Origin of the sequence: Streptomyces sp. B21-105 (genome assembly GCF_036898465.1) — a bacterium.
In the GTDB taxonomy this organism is placed as follows: domain Bacteria; phylum Actinomycetota; class Actinomycetes; order Streptomycetales; family Streptomycetaceae; genus Streptomyces.
The window spans coordinates 1,210,663-1,228,939 of record NZ_JARUMJ010000001.1; the positions used below are offsets into that span (position 1 = coordinate 1,210,663).

Annotated in this window: 13 protein-coding genes and 1 pseudogene; 12 read left to right on the plus strand and 2 right to left on the minus strand. The window is 69.5% G+C overall.

Annotation, left to right across the window (positions count from 1 at the left end; translation table 11 throughout):
* Positions 1–1,724: 1,724 nt before the first annotated feature.
* On the minus strand, positions 1,725–2,690 hold the full coding sequence (locus QA802_RS05225) for a LysR family transcriptional regulator (RefSeq protein WP_218638903.1): 966 nt from the start codon (positions 2,688–2,690) through the stop codon (positions 1,725–1,727).
* A 334-nt stretch (positions 2,691–3,024) separates the two neighbouring features.
* On the opposite strand from QA802_RS05225, the gene QA802_RS05230 reads away from it, so the two are divergent.
* From QA802_RS05230 to QA802_RS05245, 4 genes are all read left to right on the plus strand, one after another.
* Positions 3,025–4,083 (plus strand): fumarylacetoacetate hydrolase family protein, encoded by a 1,059-nt coding sequence (locus QA802_RS05230; RefSeq protein WP_334518441.1) that lies wholly within the window; start codon positions 3,025–3,027, stop codon positions 4,081–4,083.
* A 324-nt stretch (positions 4,084–4,407) separates the two neighbouring features.
* Complete coding sequence (locus QA802_RS05235) at positions 4,408–5,430, plus strand: amidohydrolase family protein (protein ID WP_334518443.1); 1,023 nt, start codon at positions 4,408–4,410, stop codon at positions 5,428–5,430.
* A 57-nt stretch (positions 5,431–5,487) separates the two neighbouring features.
* Positions 5,488–6,474: a cyclase family protein gene (locus QA802_RS05240; RefSeq protein WP_334518446.1), complete on the plus strand. Its 987-nt coding sequence runs from the start codon at positions 5,488–5,490 to the stop codon at positions 6,472–6,474.
* 103 nt (positions 6,475–6,577) lie between these two features.
* Positions 6,578–7,543, plus strand: coding sequence for a fumarylacetoacetate hydrolase family protein (locus QA802_RS05245; protein WP_334518448.1), 966 nt, complete (start codon positions 6,578–6,580; stop codon positions 7,541–7,543).
* A gap of 181 nt (positions 7,544–7,724) precedes the next feature.
* Here the strand turns inward: QA802_RS05245 and QA802_RS05250 are convergent, their stop codons facing one another.
* Positions 7,725–8,852: an FAD-dependent monooxygenase gene (locus QA802_RS05250; protein ID WP_334518450.1), complete on the minus strand. Its 1,128-nt coding sequence runs from the start codon at positions 8,850–8,852 to the stop codon at positions 7,725–7,727.
* Positions 8,853–9,406: 554 nt separating this feature from the next.
* On the opposite strand from QA802_RS05250, the gene QA802_RS05255 reads away from it, so the two are divergent.
* The 8 genes and pseudogenes from QA802_RS05255 (at position 9,407) to QA802_RS05290 (ending at position 18,100) form a co-directional block, all read left to right on the plus strand.
* Complete coding sequence (locus QA802_RS05255) at positions 9,407–10,291, plus strand: DODA-type extradiol aromatic ring-opening family dioxygenase (RefSeq protein WP_334518452.1); 885 nt, start codon at positions 9,407–9,409, stop codon at positions 10,289–10,291.
* Positions 10,288–10,575 (plus strand): hypothetical protein, encoded by a 288-nt coding sequence (locus tag QA802_RS05260; protein ID WP_037681893.1) that lies wholly within the window; start codon positions 10,288–10,290, stop codon positions 10,573–10,575. Before QA802_RS05255 ends, QA802_RS05260 begins: the two co-directional genes overlap by 4 nt.
* 131 nt (positions 10,576–10,706) lie before the next feature.
* On the plus strand, positions 10,707–12,068 hold the full coding sequence (locus tag QA802_RS05265; protein ID WP_334518456.1) for a glycine cleavage T C-terminal barrel domain-containing protein: 1,362 nt from the start codon (positions 10,707–10,709) through the stop codon (positions 12,066–12,068).
* Positions 12,069–12,160: 92 nt separating this feature from the next.
* Complete coding sequence (locus tag QA802_RS05270; protein WP_334518458.1) at positions 12,161–13,186, plus strand: alcohol dehydrogenase catalytic domain-containing protein; 1,026 nt, start codon at positions 12,161–12,163, stop codon at positions 13,184–13,186.
* Positions 13,187–13,486: 300 nt separating this feature from the next.
* Positions 13,487–14,089: pseudogene (locus QA802_RS05275) on the plus strand (alpha/beta hydrolase-fold protein); the annotation flags it as partial.
* A 243-nt stretch (positions 14,090–14,332) separates the two neighbouring features.
* Positions 14,333–14,905: a TetR/AcrR family transcriptional regulator gene (locus QA802_RS05280; RefSeq protein WP_334518460.1), complete on the plus strand. Its 573-nt coding sequence runs from the start codon at positions 14,333–14,335 to the stop codon at positions 14,903–14,905.
* Positions 14,906–15,156: 251 nt separating this feature from the next.
* Entirely contained in the window at positions 15,157–16,314 is a 1,158-nt protein-coding gene (locus QA802_RS05285; RefSeq protein ID WP_334518462.1) for a pyridoxal phosphate-dependent aminotransferase, read from the plus strand.
* A gap of 511 nt (positions 16,315–16,825) precedes the next feature.
* Positions 16,826–18,100, plus strand: a complete 1,275-nt coding sequence (locus QA802_RS05290; RefSeq protein WP_334518463.1) for an ABC transporter substrate-binding protein — start codon at positions 16,826–16,828, stop codon at positions 18,098–18,100.
* Positions 18,101–18,277: the final 177 nt, after the last annotated feature.

Sequence of the window (18,277 nt, forward strand, 5' to 3'; positions counted from 1 at the left end):
AACGGCTCGGCGCGGCATGTAATGGTTTCAGGCACCGGTCCGTCGCCGAACTGAGCGGCGAACAGCGACGTACACGCTGTTCCCGGCGACGAAGCCGCGCGACAGCGTCAGCCCCATCGGCGACCTGCTCCGCACCCCTGGGGAACTGGGCTGGTCCCGTGGCGTCGACCTGCACGGCCGCGGCTTCCTCCGCCGCGACGCGCTTCTCACCCAGGCGGCTGACAGCGGTCCGCGCCGGTTCGCCGGGGCGGGCGGGAACACCGAGGAGCCGCATCCCGTGCTCGGCACAGGCGGCCGTCGGGGCGGCCCGGACGGTTGACGTCGTAGCTGTCGCCCCAAGTCCGGTACGGGATTCCCTCCGCGGGTGGACCGAAGGTTGCCAGGCGGTCCAGGTCCCAGCGGCCGTCCCGGCGGGCCGGCTGCGCGGCCGTTGTGACCCGCTCGCGTCAGCGGCGACCTGCGCGGGAGGCACAGGGGTCCCTTCGGATACCACCATCGTCGTCTTCTCCTGGGGAGGGCTGCCGTCCGACTCTCGGCCGGGCGGCAGGAGGTGGGGTGGGGCCGCCGACGACGCGCGGGGCTTTCGGTGCCTGCTCGTCCCGCCGACGTCGTTGATAGTGACAACAGCCGCACCGATGCGGAATGGTCGAACTGGTATGCCACCAATCCACAGGACGTATGGCGAGCCACCGATGTGCACCTATTGAGCCGCCTACCGGACCCCAGCCAGCGGACCAGCTCCAAGCCTCGGTCCACGTGCGCGTGAGGCGCCGACCCGGCTGCGGCGGCGCTTCGGTGAGGACCTGCGCCCGCGTCGACCGCGCCTACGAGCTCACGTCGTGCGCCGCCGCTCTGCTGGTCCGGCTGTGGACGCGGTCAACGTCAAGGCTCTGATCCGGCCCGACGACGCGAGCACCCTGCCGCGGGAGGCCGTCCGCGACTGTCCCGGCGAGCCCTCGGTCCAGGTCCACTGAGTCCGCGTGGTGGCGGAGTCCGACGACAGCGTGGACAACGAGTTGCCGACCGCCGACCTGGCCCCTCGTCACCACCTACAGGGGGCACGCCCCGCTCCCCTACGCGGGATACACCCGATTCAGCCGCTTGATGACGATGGCGGCGCGGCGCCTCCAGGATCGTGAACACCGGGTGGAGTTGAACCGGCCACGCCGGGTTTCCGGCCCCGGGCAGGTGGGAGTGCCGGAGTTGTTCACGGCGGTCTGATGCTGCGTCAGCACGACGCGGCCCTCCAGCTCGGCGGCCCGCCGATCGGCGCTGCGTGAAGTCGACGGCGCCGCCCGAGGTTCACACGTCGCGCCACCGGGCCATGGCCGCGCCGGCCACCGACGCGAGCGTGTCACCCCCGGTTCCTCGTGTTCGACGTGGGCCGCTCTGCCCGGCTCGCCGTACCGCTGGTGCACGCGAGGCGGCCGCATCCGCGTGGCACGCCCGCCGGTGCCCTGCCTGTCGAAGTGTGGCGCCGAGCCGTCGGAAATTAGGTGGTCACCGCCCGTCGGCGCGTTTCCAGACTCTCCGCCACCGTGAAAAGTGCTGCTACGCCGCCGAGCGCACGCGCAGTCCTCGCTGGAGGCCGTCTTCCGGAGCGCCGAGCACACTCGGCCATACCTCAGGGCCCCGCGGCGGCGAACCCACGCACACCACCGGCTGCGGCAACGCACTCGCCGTCCGGATGCGTCCGATACCGGAATCGGCTGGGCGGCGATTCGCTAGGCGACGCGTTCCGCCGCACGCCCCAGCGCATCACGGAACCATCGGTGGCCGGGATCGTCGCTCATGGTCGGGTGCCATCGCAGCGACAGGTTGAGAGGTCCGATGTCCACCGGGCTCGGCAGGATCCGCACGGGCGCCACGGGTGCCAGGCGTCGCGCGAGTCTCTCCTGAAGGAAGGCGACGCGGTTGCTGCCGGCGAGCAGGAACGGGACCGACAGGAAGCTGTCGGTCACCACCTCCACATGCGGCTCAATGCCATTCGACCGCAGGTGGCGCAGCGCCGGGAAGCTGACCGGGTCGGAGTGGGTGAACTGGCTCACCCACGGCAGGAGGGCGAGTTCGGCCAGGGTCGGCTCGCTGCTGATCACGGTGTTGCTGTCGGCCACGACGCACACCCAGCGGTCGCGCAGCAGGAGCCGGCCGGGATAGCCCTGCACCAGCTCGTGCGGCAGGACCACCCCGTCGGTGTGCCGGATCAGAGCGTCGGCGTCGAAGTGGGAGCTGGTGGTGAGGGGGCGAAGGTCGAGTCCGGCGCCGGGGGCCTCCTCGGCCAGAATCCGGTTGAGTTCCTCGAACAGGATGGCGACGGTGTAGTCGGAGAGCGCGAGGGAGAACTGCCGGTTGGTCGTCGCGGGGTCGAAGTCGTCGCCGAACACGCGCTCCAGCGCTTCGGTGGCCGACTCGATCCGTGACAGCAGGCTGGCGGCCAGCGGGGTGAGCTCGTAGTCCCGGCCGACCCGGATCAGCAGCTGGTCGCCGAACCGGCGACGAAGGCGGGCCAGCACCGCGCTGGTGGCGGGCTGGCTCAGGCCGAGGGACTCGCCGGCCCGGGTGACGTTGCGCTCGACCAGCAGGGCACGCAGCACGGGCAGGGTCGCCACGTCCTGGTTGCGCAGTATCCGCCCTGACTGCTCCGGGGTGCGTCCACCTGCCGTCGGGCTTGGAGTCGAGTTGTACGTCACCGCGGTGTCCTCCCCCGGCTTCTGTTTCAGGCGCGGTCCGGCGAGCCCACCAGCACAGCAGTGCGGCTCCGAGGCCTTCGCCGAACGACCCGCACCGGCCGGTCGATGCTGAGCATCCGTTCCGTCGATGGGTCGCATACAAGGCTGAGCATATCCCAGGCCTCGTGGCCCGGTTCACAATCAGATCATCCTCCGGCCGGCCCGTCCTCCGGGCTCCTTGTCGTCCGCCGGAACGGCCGGACAGACCCATGGCGAAAGGTGATCCATGACTTTCCGCCGTCCAGGTGTCGTGCGTCCCGCACGACCCAGCGTCACCGAAACGGAAACGTGACCCATGACTGAGACCGCCCCTGTCACGCGTGCTCCGGAACACCCGGTCGACCCGGCGACCGGACTGCGCGCGGGAACCTTCGCGCTCGGAACCTTCGCCGACGAGACGCGTGCCTTCCCGGCCCTCGTGACCGCCGACGGCATGGTCACCGACCTGTCCGACCGGTTCCACGACCTGCACGAGGTCTTCGCCGACTGGACGACGAACCTCCAGTTCCTCGAAGAGGTGTGGACCGACTCCTCCCGACCGACGCGGCCGTTGACGGAGCTGCGTGCGCTGCCGCCGCTCAGCCATCCCAACCTCCTGGGCGCCGGCGCCAACTACAAGACGCATTCGGCGCAGATGCTGACGAAGAACGCCTTCAACCAGCACAACCGCCGAGTGGGCGAGACCGACGCAGAGTTCTTCCAGCGCAATCTCGCGTTCATGGAGCGCCGGTCGCGAGAGGGCATTCCCTTCGCCTGGGTCGGGATGCACTCCTCGCTCGTGGGCGCGACCGACGACGTCGTGCTGCCGGCCCTGGGCGACGAGCCCGACTGGGAGCTCGAACTCGGGGTCGTCGTCGGCGGGACCGGTCGGTTCCTCACCCCGGACGAGGCAACAGGGCTGATCGCCGGCTACACGATCGTCAACGACCTAGGCACAGTCGACCAGTTCCGCCGCACCGACATCCCTTGGGGCTTCGACTGGATGGGCAAGCACCAGCCTGCGTTCAAGCCGGCGGGGCCGTTCGTCGTGCCCGCACAGTTCTTCACGCTCGACGACACCATCCGTACCACGTTGAAGGTCAACGGCCAGGTCATGCAGGACTGGCCGACCGGCGACATGATCTTCGACCCGGCGCAGTTCGTGGCGTACGCCTCCGAGCACGTCCGGCTGACGCCCGGGGACATCATCTTCATGGGCTCTCCGCCCGGGAATGGCAAGCACCACGGTCGCTTCCTGCACGACGGAGACGTCATCGAAAGTGAGATCACCTACCTCGGACGGCAGCGCAACCGCTGCGTCGCCGAGGTCCTGCAGGGCCGCAAGCCCCACTTCGGCCGCTTCCCGACCGACTGAGCCCGGCCGACCGACTCGGCCGGCCCCACCCAGGCGTTTTCAGATCCACCGGAGAGCGAGGCGCACCATGTCGTACACCGCCGAGACGCATGTCGAACCGGACTGGTACCAGGAGGACCGAGGGGCCGTTCCCTCGGTAGTGGGATCCGCTCACCGGAGCGGTACGCCGAGTACACCCGTCTGCGCCGCGAGTGCCCGGTCGCCTTCAGCGACACCCCCGAAACGCACGCGCCCCGGGCCCGTGTCCCTGGACAGGTTGATCGGCTGGGACAACGGCTGGAATCAGCGCTCCGAGCCGGCTCGGACGGATGAGGTGGTGGCGCCGTGAGCGTGCCCACCGTCGATGTGCACGCCCATGCGGGCGTACCGGCCGTCGACGCGCTGATCGAGGGGCAGCCGGGTCTGGTACGGCAGCGGGAGATCGACGCGGCCACCCTCGGCCGGGCGTCCCTGGCGGTGAACCTGAAGCAGATCGCCGAGCTCGGGCCGAAGCTGGTCGACCTCGAGCTGCGGCTGGCCGCGATGGACGCCGCGCGTGTGCAGGTGCAGGCGGTCAGCGCAGTACCGCTGCCCCATGCGTGGGCCGACCGGGAGCTGGCCTCCCGCATCGTCGCGGTGGCCAACGAGGGCATCGCCGCGTTGTGCGCGAAGGAACCGACTCGGCTCCTTCCGATCGGAGCCGTAGCGCTGCAGCACCCCGACCTGGCGGTCGGGCAGCTCGTGACAGCGGTCCGCGACCTCGGTATGCGGGGGGTGCAGATCTCGACCTCCGCCGGGCCGGGCCGGGAACTCGACGACCCGTCGCTGGCCGACTTCTGGGCCGCCGCCGAGGCGCTGGGCGCCGCCGTCCTCATCCACCCCTGGGGCTGCACCCTCGGCGAGCGGCTGAACGCCTACTACCTGTTCAACAGCGTGGGAAACCCCACCGAAACCGCTCTCGCGCTGTCCCGGATCGTGTTCTCCGGACTGCTCGAGCGGCACCCGCGGCTGAAGATCTGGTCCGCGCACGGCGGTGGCTACCTGGCCGGTTACATGGTCCGCGCCGACCACGCCTGGGCGGCCCGCTCCGACGCGCACACCACCGCCGAGCCGCCGTCCGCGCTGCTGCGCCGCACCTTCGTCGACTCGCTGGTCTACACCACCGAGCAGCTGCGGCACCTGGTCGGCTCGATGGGCGCGAGTCAGGTGACCCTAGGCAGCGACTACCCCTTCGACATGGGCGTGGTCGACCCGGTCGACCGACTGGAGGCGGCCGGCTTCGACCAGGCCACGACCGACGCCATCCGCGGTGGCAACGCCGCCCGCCTCCTGGGTCCGATCCCGACGGTGAGAACCGCGCATTCGTGACGAAGCCCCGATGACCTTGCTGCCGATCCTTGATCGGAACTCCACGGAGGAAGACCTGTGACCACGTTCGACCGCTCCGATCCCGAAGGGGCCATCGCGGCCGCAGCCAAGCGCGTCACCAATTGGGGCCGCTGGGGCGCCGATGACGTCCTCGGCACGCTGAACTTCCTCGACGAGGCCAAACGGGCACAGGGCGCGCGGCTGGCCCGCCGCGGCGTGAGCTTCTCGCTGGCCCAGCGCTTCGACGCGGAAGGTCCGCAGAAGGGGTGGCGGCGGCGCACCAACCCGGTGCACACCATGCTGTCTTCGGGCCTGGACGCAGAATTCGGCCCGGCGGAGTTTCCGCACGGGCTCGGCGGCGCTGACGACGTGGTGTTCATGCCGCTGCAGGCATCCACCCAGTGGGACGGCCTCGGCCACATCTTCGACCACGGCACGGCCTACAACGGACGCCGTGCCTCACAGGTGGTGACCAGCGAGGGAGACAGGCTGACCGGCATCGAGACCGTGGCCGACAGGATCGCCGGCCGGGGCGTGCTGCTCGACGTCGGCAGGGCGATCGGAGCCGAGGGCGAGCTGCCGGACGGCTTCGCCATCACCGCCGAACATCTCGAGGCAACCATCGCCGCGCAAGGTGAGACCGCCCGGGTCGGCTGCGGCGACCTGCTGCTGGTGCGCACCGGCCAGCTCACCCGGGCCCGGCGTGGCATCGCCGCGGGCGACGGCTGGGGCGACTACGCGGGCGGTCCCGCCCCCGGTCTGTCGTTCGCCACGGCCGACTGGCTGCACTCCTCCGAGATCGCCGGAATCGCCACCGACACCTGGGGCTTCGAGGTTCGCCCCAACGAGTTCGATACCGCCTTCCAGCCGCTGCATCAGGTGGCCATCCCGCACATCGGCCTGTTCATCGGGGAGTTGTGGGACCTCGACACCCTGGCCGCCGACTGCGCCGCCGACGGCGTCTACGAGTTCCTTCTCGTGGCCGCCCCCCTGCCCGTGACCGGCGCCGTCGGCGCACCGGTCAACCCCCTCGCCGTCAAATGACGGGTAAGGAGCCCACCGTGCCCGTGGTGCACGACGTCATCGTCGACCGACGTCCGTCGAACACGCTCACTCCGCCGCCCCTCCACCTCGCCGGTCCGGGTCGATGAAGTTCGCGACCTGGGAGTCGCAGGGCAGAACGTTTTCGGGTGTCGTCTCCGAGGCGGGGCTGCACGCCCTCCCGGAGGGGACGACGGTGCTCGACCTCGTACGTACGGGGCTGCCGGCCGCGCTGGAAACCGGCGGCACGGCGCTGGAGACGCGGGCCGTGCCGGTGGACGGCGTCCGGCTGCTGCCACCGCTCGCCCCGCCCACCGTGCGGGACTTCGTGGCGTTCGAGGAGCACGTGGAGGGGGTGGTGCGGAGCATGACCGACGGCGGTGTGATGTCTGAGTGGTACGAGGCTCCCACCTTCTACTTCACCAACCCCTACGCGCTCGTCGGTGCCCATGACGACGTCGCCGTCCCGCCCGGCTCACAGCTGCTCGACTTCGAGCTCGAGGTCGCCGCAGTCGTCGGCAGGGGCGGCGCGTCGCTGAGTCCGGAGCAGGCCCGTGATGCCGTCTTCGGCTACACGGTGCTCAACGACTGGTCCGCGCGCGACCTGCAGCGCCGGGAGATGAAGGTCGGCCTGGGCCCGGCCAAGGGCAAGGACTTCGCCGGCACTCTGGGCCCGTGGCTGGTCACCGCCGACGAACTGGAGCCGTACCGGGACGACGAGGGCTTCCTGTCCCTCGAGATGCGGGTCTCCGTCAACGGCACCGAGATCGGACATGACCTGCTGTCCAACATGGGCTGGCCGTTCGAGGAGCTGGTCTCCTACGCATCCCGCGGCAGCGAGGTCCGCGCCGGAGACGTCCTGGGCTCGGGCACCTGCGGGAACGGCGGTTGCCTGGCCGAGCTGTGGGGCCTCCGTGGCCGCCCGGACCCGCCGCCGCTGCGGCCCGGCGACGTCGTGGAGATGACCGTCGAGGGCATCGGTACCATCCGCAACCGGGTCGTCCCCGGCCTCCAGCTGCCCCCGGTCCGCGCCGCCCGGCCACGGCCGCGGGCAAGGAAGCGGCTGTCGTGAGCGGGCGGTGACGTGAGCGTGGTGCTTCGCCGGGGGTCGAAGTCCGGTGAGCGCGAAGGCGCGCGTCGATGAGCGCGCCGCCGGGCGCCGTCCGTCAGGGGCGACGCCCGGTCCGGTGGTCGTGCGTCGTCATGCTCGCCGGCTCCCGTGGTCGTCGGTCCGCATGTGCCGGGCACGGGGCCTAGTAGGGGCTGGAGAGAGCCTCCATCGCCCGCCCCCGCACCTTGTTCTGGGCGGCGATCGGCTCTCCCCGCTGCTGCATGCGGTCCAGTTCGACGCTGGTCTGCACGACCAGGCGAGCCCGCTCGAAGCGCCGCGTCATGAAGCGTTTGAACACGTCCTCGTGCGGGCCCTCGGCCGCGCATTCCTGACCGAGGACCACGCCGTCCTCGATCGCCATCCCCCCTCCGGCACCGAGGTGGGCGGTGGTGGCGTGCGCGGCGTCGCCGATCAGCAGGACCCGGCCCCGGTACCAAGGCTCGGACACGAGCAGCCAGTCGTAGTCGTTGACGATGATCTTCGTGTCGTCCGTGAGCCTCTCCTCCAGCGCGCGCATCAGCGGTGCGGTGAAAGAGCGGAGGTTCTCCCGGACGATCTGCCGGGCCTGTGCCGCATCGATGCGCGGGCGCTCCGGGAACTCGCGGCCGGTTGCGAGGTAGAGGCCGCCGTCCCGCTGCCGCCGGGTCACGCAGAGGTACTCCGACTCGTAGTGCCCGATCGGGCCGACGTCCGGCACCCCGTCGGCGACCCATCGGAACATCGTGAGGCCGGAGTAGGTCGGGGTCACCTGGTCCCCCAGGATGAGCGAACGCGTCTTCGACCGGATGCCGTCCGCGCCGATGACCAGGTCGTACGACCGCTCCGAGCCGTCGGTGAGGGTGGCGGTGACGGAGTCTTCCGTCTGCCGCAGCGCGGCGAGACCCACGCGGTTCCGGACGCTCGCGCCGGCCTGTTCCGCGGCTCGCCGGAGGATGTTCGCCAGGGTCGGCCGGTAGATGAGGATGCCGTGCGGCAGAGCGGACGTCGGTGCGGGAGGCATGGGCGGCGTGGACACCGGTCTCCCCGCCGCATCGAAGTAGGCGAAGATGTCCTGCGGGGACACCGCCAGCCCCTCGTCCAGGCACTGATCCAGGACTCCCATCTCGGCGAGACCGTCGACGGCCCGGTTGAGCAGTGAGATGGCGGCCCCGGCCGGACCGTCTGCCAGGTCGACGACGTCGCACGAGATTCCGGTACGGGACAGGGTGGTCGCGGCGGTCAGGCCGGCGATGCCCCCGCCGACAATGAGCGCGTTCTGGATGCTGGTCATGGCAGGACTCCCGAGTGCTTCAGGGCAGGTTGAGGAGATCGGTGCAGGGCGATGAGAGACGTCCGGGCCGAATGCCAACGAGCGTCGGCGAACACCGGGAGGCCCGGCGGCTCCGCTGCGGATGCCCTGAACTCCCGTGGTGCAGCACCATCTTGTGGGTGGCCTGGGCCACGTCCAATACGTGGTTTCATATCGCAGCCATGGACCGGATGAATACCCGGCCGCACGCCGTGTCCGCCCTTCGGGGCAGACGGGCCGGCGAGGTCGTCGGGCTCATCCAGTCGGCCACCGGCCATGCCCTGGCCGGGCTGCGGCCCCGGTTCGGTGGCGAGCTGCTGGTGGGCATGCTCCACCGGACGGCCTCAGCTGCCGCGAACTTTCGGCGCGCCCTCCCCCATGACGAACGTCGTCGGACCATACGCTCCGCGGATAGTGCGCATACCGGTTCCGCTATTCCACAACGACGTCGCACCGCTCACGCTGTTACCACCGAATGTGGAGATCCCCTCTGTACGGCTGGTCTGCCTGGAGGGTTCCATGCTGAAAGGTGAGCGATGGCCAGCGTCGTCCAAGTGCTGTGCACTCCCCATGACCCGCTGCTCCCCGGCGTTGCCGCCGGCGGATCGGCGGCTCCCGAGCCGCTGCGGCGATCAATAGCCCATTTCGCAGAACTACGGGCACGGCTCGCCGCCGCGCGGCCCGACGTGCTGGTGGTGGTTTCCGGGGACCACTTCAACCAGTGGTTCTACGACAACATGCCGACCTTCCTGATCGGCAAGGCGGTCCGTGCGCGTGGCCCGTTCCCGCACGAGCAGGAGCTGTTCGGCATCGGGTCCTACGACACCGCCCTGGAAGGGGACATCGCGCGGCACCTGCTGCGCGGTGGCTTCGAGCGCGGGATCGACTTCTCCTACAGCGATGACTTCCTGCTCGACCACGGATTCACCGTCCCGTTGAGCTTCCTCAGGCCCGAGCAGGACCTACCGGTCGTTCCGATCTTCACCAACGTGATGGCTCCGCCGGTGGCCACCGGGCGTCGTTTCTACGACCTCGGCGCCGCCATCGTCGAGATGGTGGAGGCGCACCCCGCCGACCTGCGGGTGGCGATCATCGCCAGCGGGCACCTGTCCAACGCGATCGGAAACCCGGCCATGGCACGGTTCCAGACCGAGCCGGAGACAGCGTGGGACAAACGGGTATGGGAGCAGATCACCGCCGGTGACACCGAGTCGCTGATCAAGGAGACCACCTACGAGTCGCTCGCAGCGATCGGCAGCGGCACCCCTGGATTCCTCGACTTCCTCTTCGCGCTCGGCGCTGTGGGCGGAGTCACCCCGGACTACGCCGAGAAGGTCGCCAGCACCTTCGCCCCGCCGACCGGTTTCCTGGCCTGGGGCGACCATGCGTCCGCCCCCGCATCGGAGGTGGTGGCCCCATGAGCCGGTACGCCACCAACCGGGTGCTGTGGGAGGTCGCCGCCGACGGCGACCTGGCGCAGCAGCTGAAGGAAGTCCCGGAGGCCGCCCTCGCCGACCGCGACCTGACCGACCAGGAGCGCGAGGCGTTGGCCAGGACCGACATCCGCGAGTTGTTCCAGCTCGGTGTCCACCCCTTCCTGCTCTACAACTTCGCCCTCCGGCTGAACGGCGGCTTCTCCATGGAATGGATGGCGTCCTACCTGGAGCAGCTGAAGGGCCTGGAAGTCGGCGACGTGACGACCTGACCGCGTGACCAGGGCGGCGTATCGACGGCGAGACCCCTCGGCCGCCGACGTCACTCAGCGAAATGACAGCTTCCCGGCGAAACAACTCCGGGTCAGAAATGCCGTACCACCATCACCGCCGGAGGAATTCCATGGAGCACTTGATCGACCGGCAGCGCGCCCGCTACCAGGCTTTGCTGGAACGGGCCGACCGCCCCTTCGACGTGGAGAGGCCGGCGGTGTTCAGCCCGGCGGCCGCCGCCCAGGACGAGGCGAACGTCAAGGGTCTGCTCTTCCGGTGGACGCCCGTTTTCATCCCCTACGAGTACACCAACTGGGGCGAGGAGAGCCTGGCCCATGTGCAGTCGTGCTACATCGGCGACTGGTCGGCCATCGGCAAGCTCCGCGTCCACGGGACCGAGGCCCTGACCGCGCTCACCCGCATCGGCATGAACAACCTGTCACGCTTCGAGCCCGGCCAGATCAAGCATCACGTCCAGCTGGACGAACGCGGCCACATCGCCTCCGAGGGCCTGCTGTACCGGGTGGCCGAGGAGGAGTTCGTCTACAGCGGCGGCGGCGTCGACTGGACCGCCTGGCAGATCGACCAGGGCAGCTGGGACGCCAAGAGCGAGGTGATCAGCCCCGACATGTTCATCTTCGAGATCCAGGGGCCGACGTCGCTGTTCGCACTCGAGGCCGCGACCGGCGAGAGCCTGCGCGACATCGGCTTCAACCGGAGCCGCATGACCAGTATCAGCGGCATCCCCGTGCGGATTCTGCGCTCGGGGATCTCCGGGGAGCTGGGGTACGAACTGCACGGGTCCGCCGACGACGCCAACGCGATCTGGACGGCGGTCGTCGAGGCCGGGACCGAGCACGGCATCCGCCAACTGGGGATGCGCTCCCAACTCGTGGCCCACATCGAGGCGGGCATCGCGACCGTCGGCATCGACTACCTGCCTTCGTCGATCATCACGCCGGGGGCGCCCAAGCTCTTTCCCCGCGGGATGCCGGACGGCAGTTTCGTCCCGACCGACGTGACGGAGTACTTCCGCCGCCCCGGTGAGCTCGGCTGGGGCCGTCGCGGAGCCCTCACCTCCCACGACTTCATCGGACGCGACGCGCTGGCCGCGGAGGCGGCCGAAGGCGGCCCGGCGCGCCACCTGGCAGGCCTGCACTGGAACAACGAGGACGTGATCGCCCTGTACTCCTCCCAGTTCGGCGACGGCCCGTTGCCCGATCCCATGGAGATGCCGCGCAAGATCGGCGCCAGCCTCGACCAGGTGCTGGTCGACGGACACCCGGTAGGCGTCTCGACCTCCCGCACGTACAGCACGCACCTGCGCCGCACCATTTCCCTCTGCGTCATCGATCGCGACCTGTCGGCACCGGGCACCGAGGTGACGGTGCTGTGGGGGAACCCCGGCACCGCTCAGCGCGAGCTCCGCGCCACCGTCACCTCCCTGCCCATGAAGGAGGACCGCCGTCGCACCGACGTCAGCACGCTGTGACCCTGTCGTGACGCGCGCGTACCTCCTGCGCCGTCGGTCATCGACGACATCCGCGCCCTCCTTTCATCCGTCGCACAAGAAAGGTGAACTTCGTGAAGGCAGCCGTGATACCCGCGGTCAACGGCAGGTGGGAACTGCGCGAGGTGCCCACTCCACAGCCGGGGCCCGGCGAGGTGCTGATGCGGGTGCGCGCCTCCGGCGTATGCGTCAACGACGTCCTGGCCACCACCGGGGCGATCCGGTTCCCCTCGGTCGAGCCGGCGATCACCGGACACGAGCCGGCGGGCGAGGTCGTCGCGGTCGGGCCGGGGGTCACCACGCGCCGCGTCGGTGACCGGGTGGGAACCCACTGGGTCCGGGCCTCCTGCGGACGGTGCGACTACTGCCGTCTGGGCCTGCCGGTGACCGGGCAGGCCGCCTTCGCGTGCGCGGCACCCACCACGACCGGTTTCAGCGTGCAGGGCGGACATGCCGAGTACATGGTCGTGGGCGCCGACGAGACCGTACTCCTGCCCGACGGGCTCCCCTTCGAGTTGGCCGCGCCCATGCTGTGCGCGGGCTACACGGGATGGTCCGCCCTGCGCGCCGGGGAGCCTCAGCCGCACGAGCGGGTCGCCGTGCTCGGCATCGGCGCGGTGGGCCATCTGGCGGTGCAGTTCGCGCACGCCTGCGGCCTCGAGACGATCGCGATGACAAGCTCGCCGGACAAACATGACGTGGTACGGCGGCTGGGCGCGGACGAGGTCGTGGCGAACGGCGCCGATTTGCGCGCAGCGGGCGGCGCCGACGTCATCTTGGCGACCGGCACGTCCTATCCGGCCGCGGCGGAGGCGCTGACGGGCCTGCGGCCGGGCGGGCGACTGGTCCTGTCGGGCATCGACCCCACCGCCCCCTTCACCGTCCCGCCCTCCGGCAGGGGCCTTCCGTTCATCGGCACTCGCATGCAGGTGATCGGTTCCACCCACAACGGGCCGCAGTACCTCCGGGAGGCCCTCGACCTCGCCGCCGCGGGAAAGGTCACCCCCATGGTCGAGACGTTCCCGAAGGAGGAGGTGGCCACGGTGGTCGACAAGGTCGCCAAGGGCGCCGTCCGCTTCCGTGCGGTGGTCACCTACTAGGAGGTCGAGCCACGAGCGTGCCTGGTCGGCCGACCCGTCTCGAAGCGGCTTGAGCGAACGATGCCAGAAGCCCGCGGCGGCATCGACGGCGGAGGGACACGACGACCGTCGCAGCGTGCGGCTACGACACCACGGACGCCGCGCCCCTGACCATCGCCGAACACAGAGGCCGCGGCACGCCGACTCCGGAGATGACAGCGACTCCCACCGCGGCTACGACGCGGAGTAGGAGCGCCGTTACCCTGTGCTGTACCTCCACCACGGTGGGGGGCTGAGCGCTTCGAGCGCGGGGCGCGGGCCGCCGCCGGACTGTCGATGGGCGGGTTCGGGGCCGTCTCGTACGCTGCTCGGCACCCCGACCCCTTCGGTGCCGCCGACTCGTTCTCCGGAAACGTCGACCGCCAGAACGTCCGGATGCGCACCATCATCGAGCAGCTACACCCCTCCCTCTGGGGGGCCGTGGGCGACGCAGGAAGTCCGCCGGCGCGGGGACAACCCCTGGGATCTGGCGGCCAATCTGCGCACGGACGTGTCTCTGTACACGGGCAACGGCCGCCCCGGCGCGACGACGAGGCCATCCGGCACCGGTGGCTCGACTACGGACCCGGCAGCCACACATGGCACAACGCGCAGCATCGCGTCACGCCCCGGTCGTTCATCTTCTCGTCGATCAGGCCGCCGGGCACGCGGTATCGCGTCACCGTCCGCGACCACGAGGGCGCTTCAGCACGGTCGGCCACCGCCGACGCCCAGGGGCGCTTGACGATTCCGCTCACACTGGGCCCCGGCAACCGCACCAGCAGTACTCACCGCGGACCGAGACGTCGAACACAGGCCCCGGCCCTGACTACGTGGCGTTCCACACCGGGGGTAACAGCTCCCGCTTCAACCGGGCCGAGGTGACGATCCTCCCGCGTTGAGATCTGCTCGCCCAGCCCCCTCCGGAACAGTGGCCCGGGGCGACACCCAGGAAGATCGGCCAAGCCCTTCACGCACATCCCGGCCCCGGGCGAGGCCCCGCCGCTTGAGCGACTCGGACGGACCTCACTATCGTCTTGCCCAGAGGTGAGACACCTCTCTCCGATGAGGCATCCCGGGAGGCTCCCCCTGACGGTCAAGAACGAGGAACAGGGTGCTGGGCGCGGCATGCGCCGCGACGCGGTCCGCAACCGGCGCAAGCTCCTGGATGCCGTGGGGGAAGCCCTCAGGACCGAGCCTGGTGCGATGACCATGGGGGCCGTCGCGGAGCGGGCCGACCTGTCGCTGGCCACGGCCTACCGGTACTTCCCGTCGGTCGAGGAGCTCCTCAAGGCCTACCTGCTCGGCGTGATCGTCCAGCTGCGCAACTACAGCCACGACTGCCCCAAGACCGGCCCTGCCCTGTTCGAGGACGTGGTGCGGGAATGGGCTCGTCTGGTCCGCAGCTACGGCCCCGCCATGGTCCAGATCCGATCGCGCACGGGCTTCCTCACCCGCCTGCGCGGCAACGACGAGGTGATCACCCCGGTCCGGGACGCCTGGGAGCGCCCCATTCGCAGCGTGATGCGGCACCTGGACGTGCCGGACGAGCATTTCGATCACGCGTTGTTCCTGTACAACGCCATGTTCGATCCACGCGAGATCCTGGACCTGATCAGCACCGGCCTCCCGGAGGAGGAAGCGATCAGCCGTCTGACGACGGCCTACTACGGGGCTCTCCAGGGCTGGGCCGGCGCCTGAGGCACACGACCGGCAGCCGGTGAGGAGCGGCTCCCCCGCGGTTGCCGTAGCTCAACACCGGTAACCAACCACCCACGGCGTCTGCGGTGAGCTTCAGGCATGCCCACCGCACCCCAGCTCGCCCACCGCGCACCTGCTCGGGCATGTGCCACCACCTGCCTCCGGCCGTCCAGCCGCCCCCACCCTTGAACCACCCCTCGCAATGTGAGAACGTTCTCGCACTTTATATCTCGTGACTCCCTGGAGACCGGATGAGCGCCCTCCCCTCCCGAACCGCCAGCTCTCTCCCGGAACGCATCAGAGCAGCGTCGCGGCGGCCCAAAACGCTGGGCGGCGCGGTGCCGGGCGCCGTCTCCCTGGCCATGGGTGAGCCGGACAACAACACCCCGCAGCCAGTGGTGGAAGCCGCCGTCCGGGCGTTGCGCGCCGGTCGCACTCGTTACTCGCAGATCACGGGGTCTCCGGATCTCCGCCAGGAAATCGCCTCCCACCTGGCGCGTTCCCAGGGCGCCGGGGTCGACCCTGCGAATGTCGTCGTCACTCACGGAGGCAGCGCCGGCCTCGCCGCCACCGTCCTCGCTCTGCTGAACCCGGGCGATCGAGTGCTGCTCCCCGAACCGACCTACTCCCTGTACGCGGACCACGCGGCCATGGCAGGGGCCGAGGTCGAGTGGATCTCCACGCACCCTGACGGCTCGATCGACCTGCGCAAACTCGCGGCGGCGGCACCCGGTGCCCGCATGCTCGTCCTATGCAATCCCGTGAATCCCACTGGAATGGTGTTCTCCAAAGCCGATATCGAAGGAGTCGGTGCCATTCTCCGCGCTCACCCCGACCTCTACCTCCTGTCGGACGAGGCATACAGCGACATCGTCTTCGACGGGATCGCGTTCACCTCGGCATCCGAACTGATCTCCGTGCAGGACCGCGTGGTGCTCTCCGGCACGTTCTCCAAGTCGTACTCGATGACCGGCTGGCGCATCGGTTTCATCTGCGCCACCCCCGCTGTCGCCGAAAAGATCAACCTCGTCCACCGGACGATCAACGGGCCTCTGAACACCTTCGTCCAGGACGCGGCCATCGAGGCGCTACGCATTCCCGACAAGGATCTGCACGCACTCTCGGCGCGCTTCCAGCACCGCCGAGATCTGGTCATGCGGCACCTCGACGGTCTCGACGCGGTGAGCGTCGTCCGGCCTCTCGGGGCGTTCTACGCATTCCCCCGTATCGACAGCGCCCTGTCCTCCGTCGAACTCGTGCAACGGTTCGCCGACGGAGGCGTGCTCGTACGCGCCGGGTCCGAATTCGGCCCGTCGGGCGAGGGACACGTACGCCTGTCCTTCGCCACGGACGAAGCGGCACTCGAAGAGGGTCTGCGCCGCTTTACGCACGTCATCAAAGCGCTTTAGCACTGCCCTCCTCGATTTCGATCACATATCGGCCTGACCGACAACGCCCATACATGACTCCCGGAGATCTCGAGTGCGTCACAGAGGTCCCGAAGTCCGTGCTGCCCAGTAACTCTTTCAGTGACGAGCCAAGCTCTTTACCAAAAGTCGACGAGGAAGCGTTGACAGGCGGCGCACCCGGCCCCATAGTCGACGCAACTGAGATTCGCTTCGCACTTCAGAGTGAGCCGCTCGGTTCGAACGCAAGCACTCCGAGCCTCGGACCCTGCTTCGCGGGGCCAGCGCATCACGTAGGCCAGACGGGCCAACAAGGGCTGGCGCACACCTCAAGTGAAACCCCAATCGCAAGCCGTTCGGCAGTGTTCGTAGGGATGAGTCCCCGATGACGGGAAGCTCACCAACGACTCCGTGCGCGACACGCCGCTCGCAGATCAACCGGCAAGCTCCGCAAGGCGGACGGCCGACGGAAGGAGTTCCCATGGCTTCACGGTGGGTGAAGGGGGCTGGGGTCATGTTGACCGTTGCCTCGCTCGTCACGCTCAGCGCCTGCAGCGGGTCCGGCGACTCGGGCGGTTCGAGCTCCGGCGGCAAACCGGTGACGGTGGAGTTCTGGGGGGCGGCGGTCGGCCTCGACAAGTCCGTGGCGCTGTGGAACAAGTCCCACCCCGACATCAAAGTCAAGTACAGCCAGATCCCGGCGGGCAGCATCGGCGGCTACGCCAAGATGCAGAACGCGGTGAAGGCCGGCAACGCACCCTGTCTCGGTCAGGTGGGCTACGACACCCTCTCGAACTTCATCGCCACCGGCGCGCTGGAGGACATCTCCCAGTACGCCGACTCCGCCAAGGACAAGTTCGTGCCGTGGGCCTGGCAGATGTCCAGCGTCGGCGACAGGGTGTTCGGCATCCCCGTCGACACCGGGCCCATGGCGATGTACTACCGCTCCGACCTGTTCAAGAAGTACAAGATCTCGCCGCCGAAGACCTGGGACGATTTCGCCGCGGCCGCGCAGAAGGTACACAGCGCCAACCCCTCGGCCTATCTGACGACCACGCCGCAGGACGCCTATGACCTGGGGGCACTGACCTGGCAGGCCGGGGGCAAGTGGTTCGGTACCGCGAACGACCGGTGGCAGGTGACCATCGACAACCCGCAGACGAGCAAGGTCGCGCAGTACTGGCAGGGCCTGCTGGACAAGAAGCTGGTCACCAGTGACCCGATGCTGGACACGGCCTGGTTCAAGAAGGTGCAGGACGGGCAGCTGCTGTCGCTCGTCAGCGCCGTGTGGGCGGCTCCGCTCATCTCCAAGAACCTGCCCGAGCTGTCCGGCAAGTGGGCCGTGGCGCCCATGCCCCAGTGGTCCGCCGGGCAAGAGGCGGCCGGTAACCGCGGAGGCTCGGCGACCGTGGTGCTCAAGGGCTGCGAGCACCCGAAGGAAGCCACGGAGTTCGCGACCTGGATGAGCACCGACAACGACAGCGTCACCAGTCTGATCAAGAACACGGGTATCTACCCGGCCGCGACGAGCGGACAGCAGCTGCCTGCCGTGGACCAGCCGTCGGCGTACTTCGGCGGACAGAACATCTACGACGTGTTCAGGACAGCGGCCGCGAACACGAGCACGGGCTGGGTGTGGGGCCCGACCATGAGCCAGGTTCAGTCCGACATGAAGGACGGGCTCAAGAAGGCCGGAGCCGGGCAGGGCACCATCCCGAAGGCCGTGACCTCCGTCCAGGACAGCACCGTCGCGGCCATGAAGAGCCAGGGGCTGAGCGTCGGGAAGTGACGCGCGCGGTCAGCGACGGCGGGCGCCCGGCGGCCTCCCTGACCTGCCGGACGCCGGAGCCGCGGCTTCACGCCCTTGCCCTCGACATGCGCGTGTCCGTCCTCCCTCGTGCCACCACCGCCCGCGCCCCCGCAGGGCGACGACCAGCCCGACCAGCACCAACGACCAGTCGGTCCC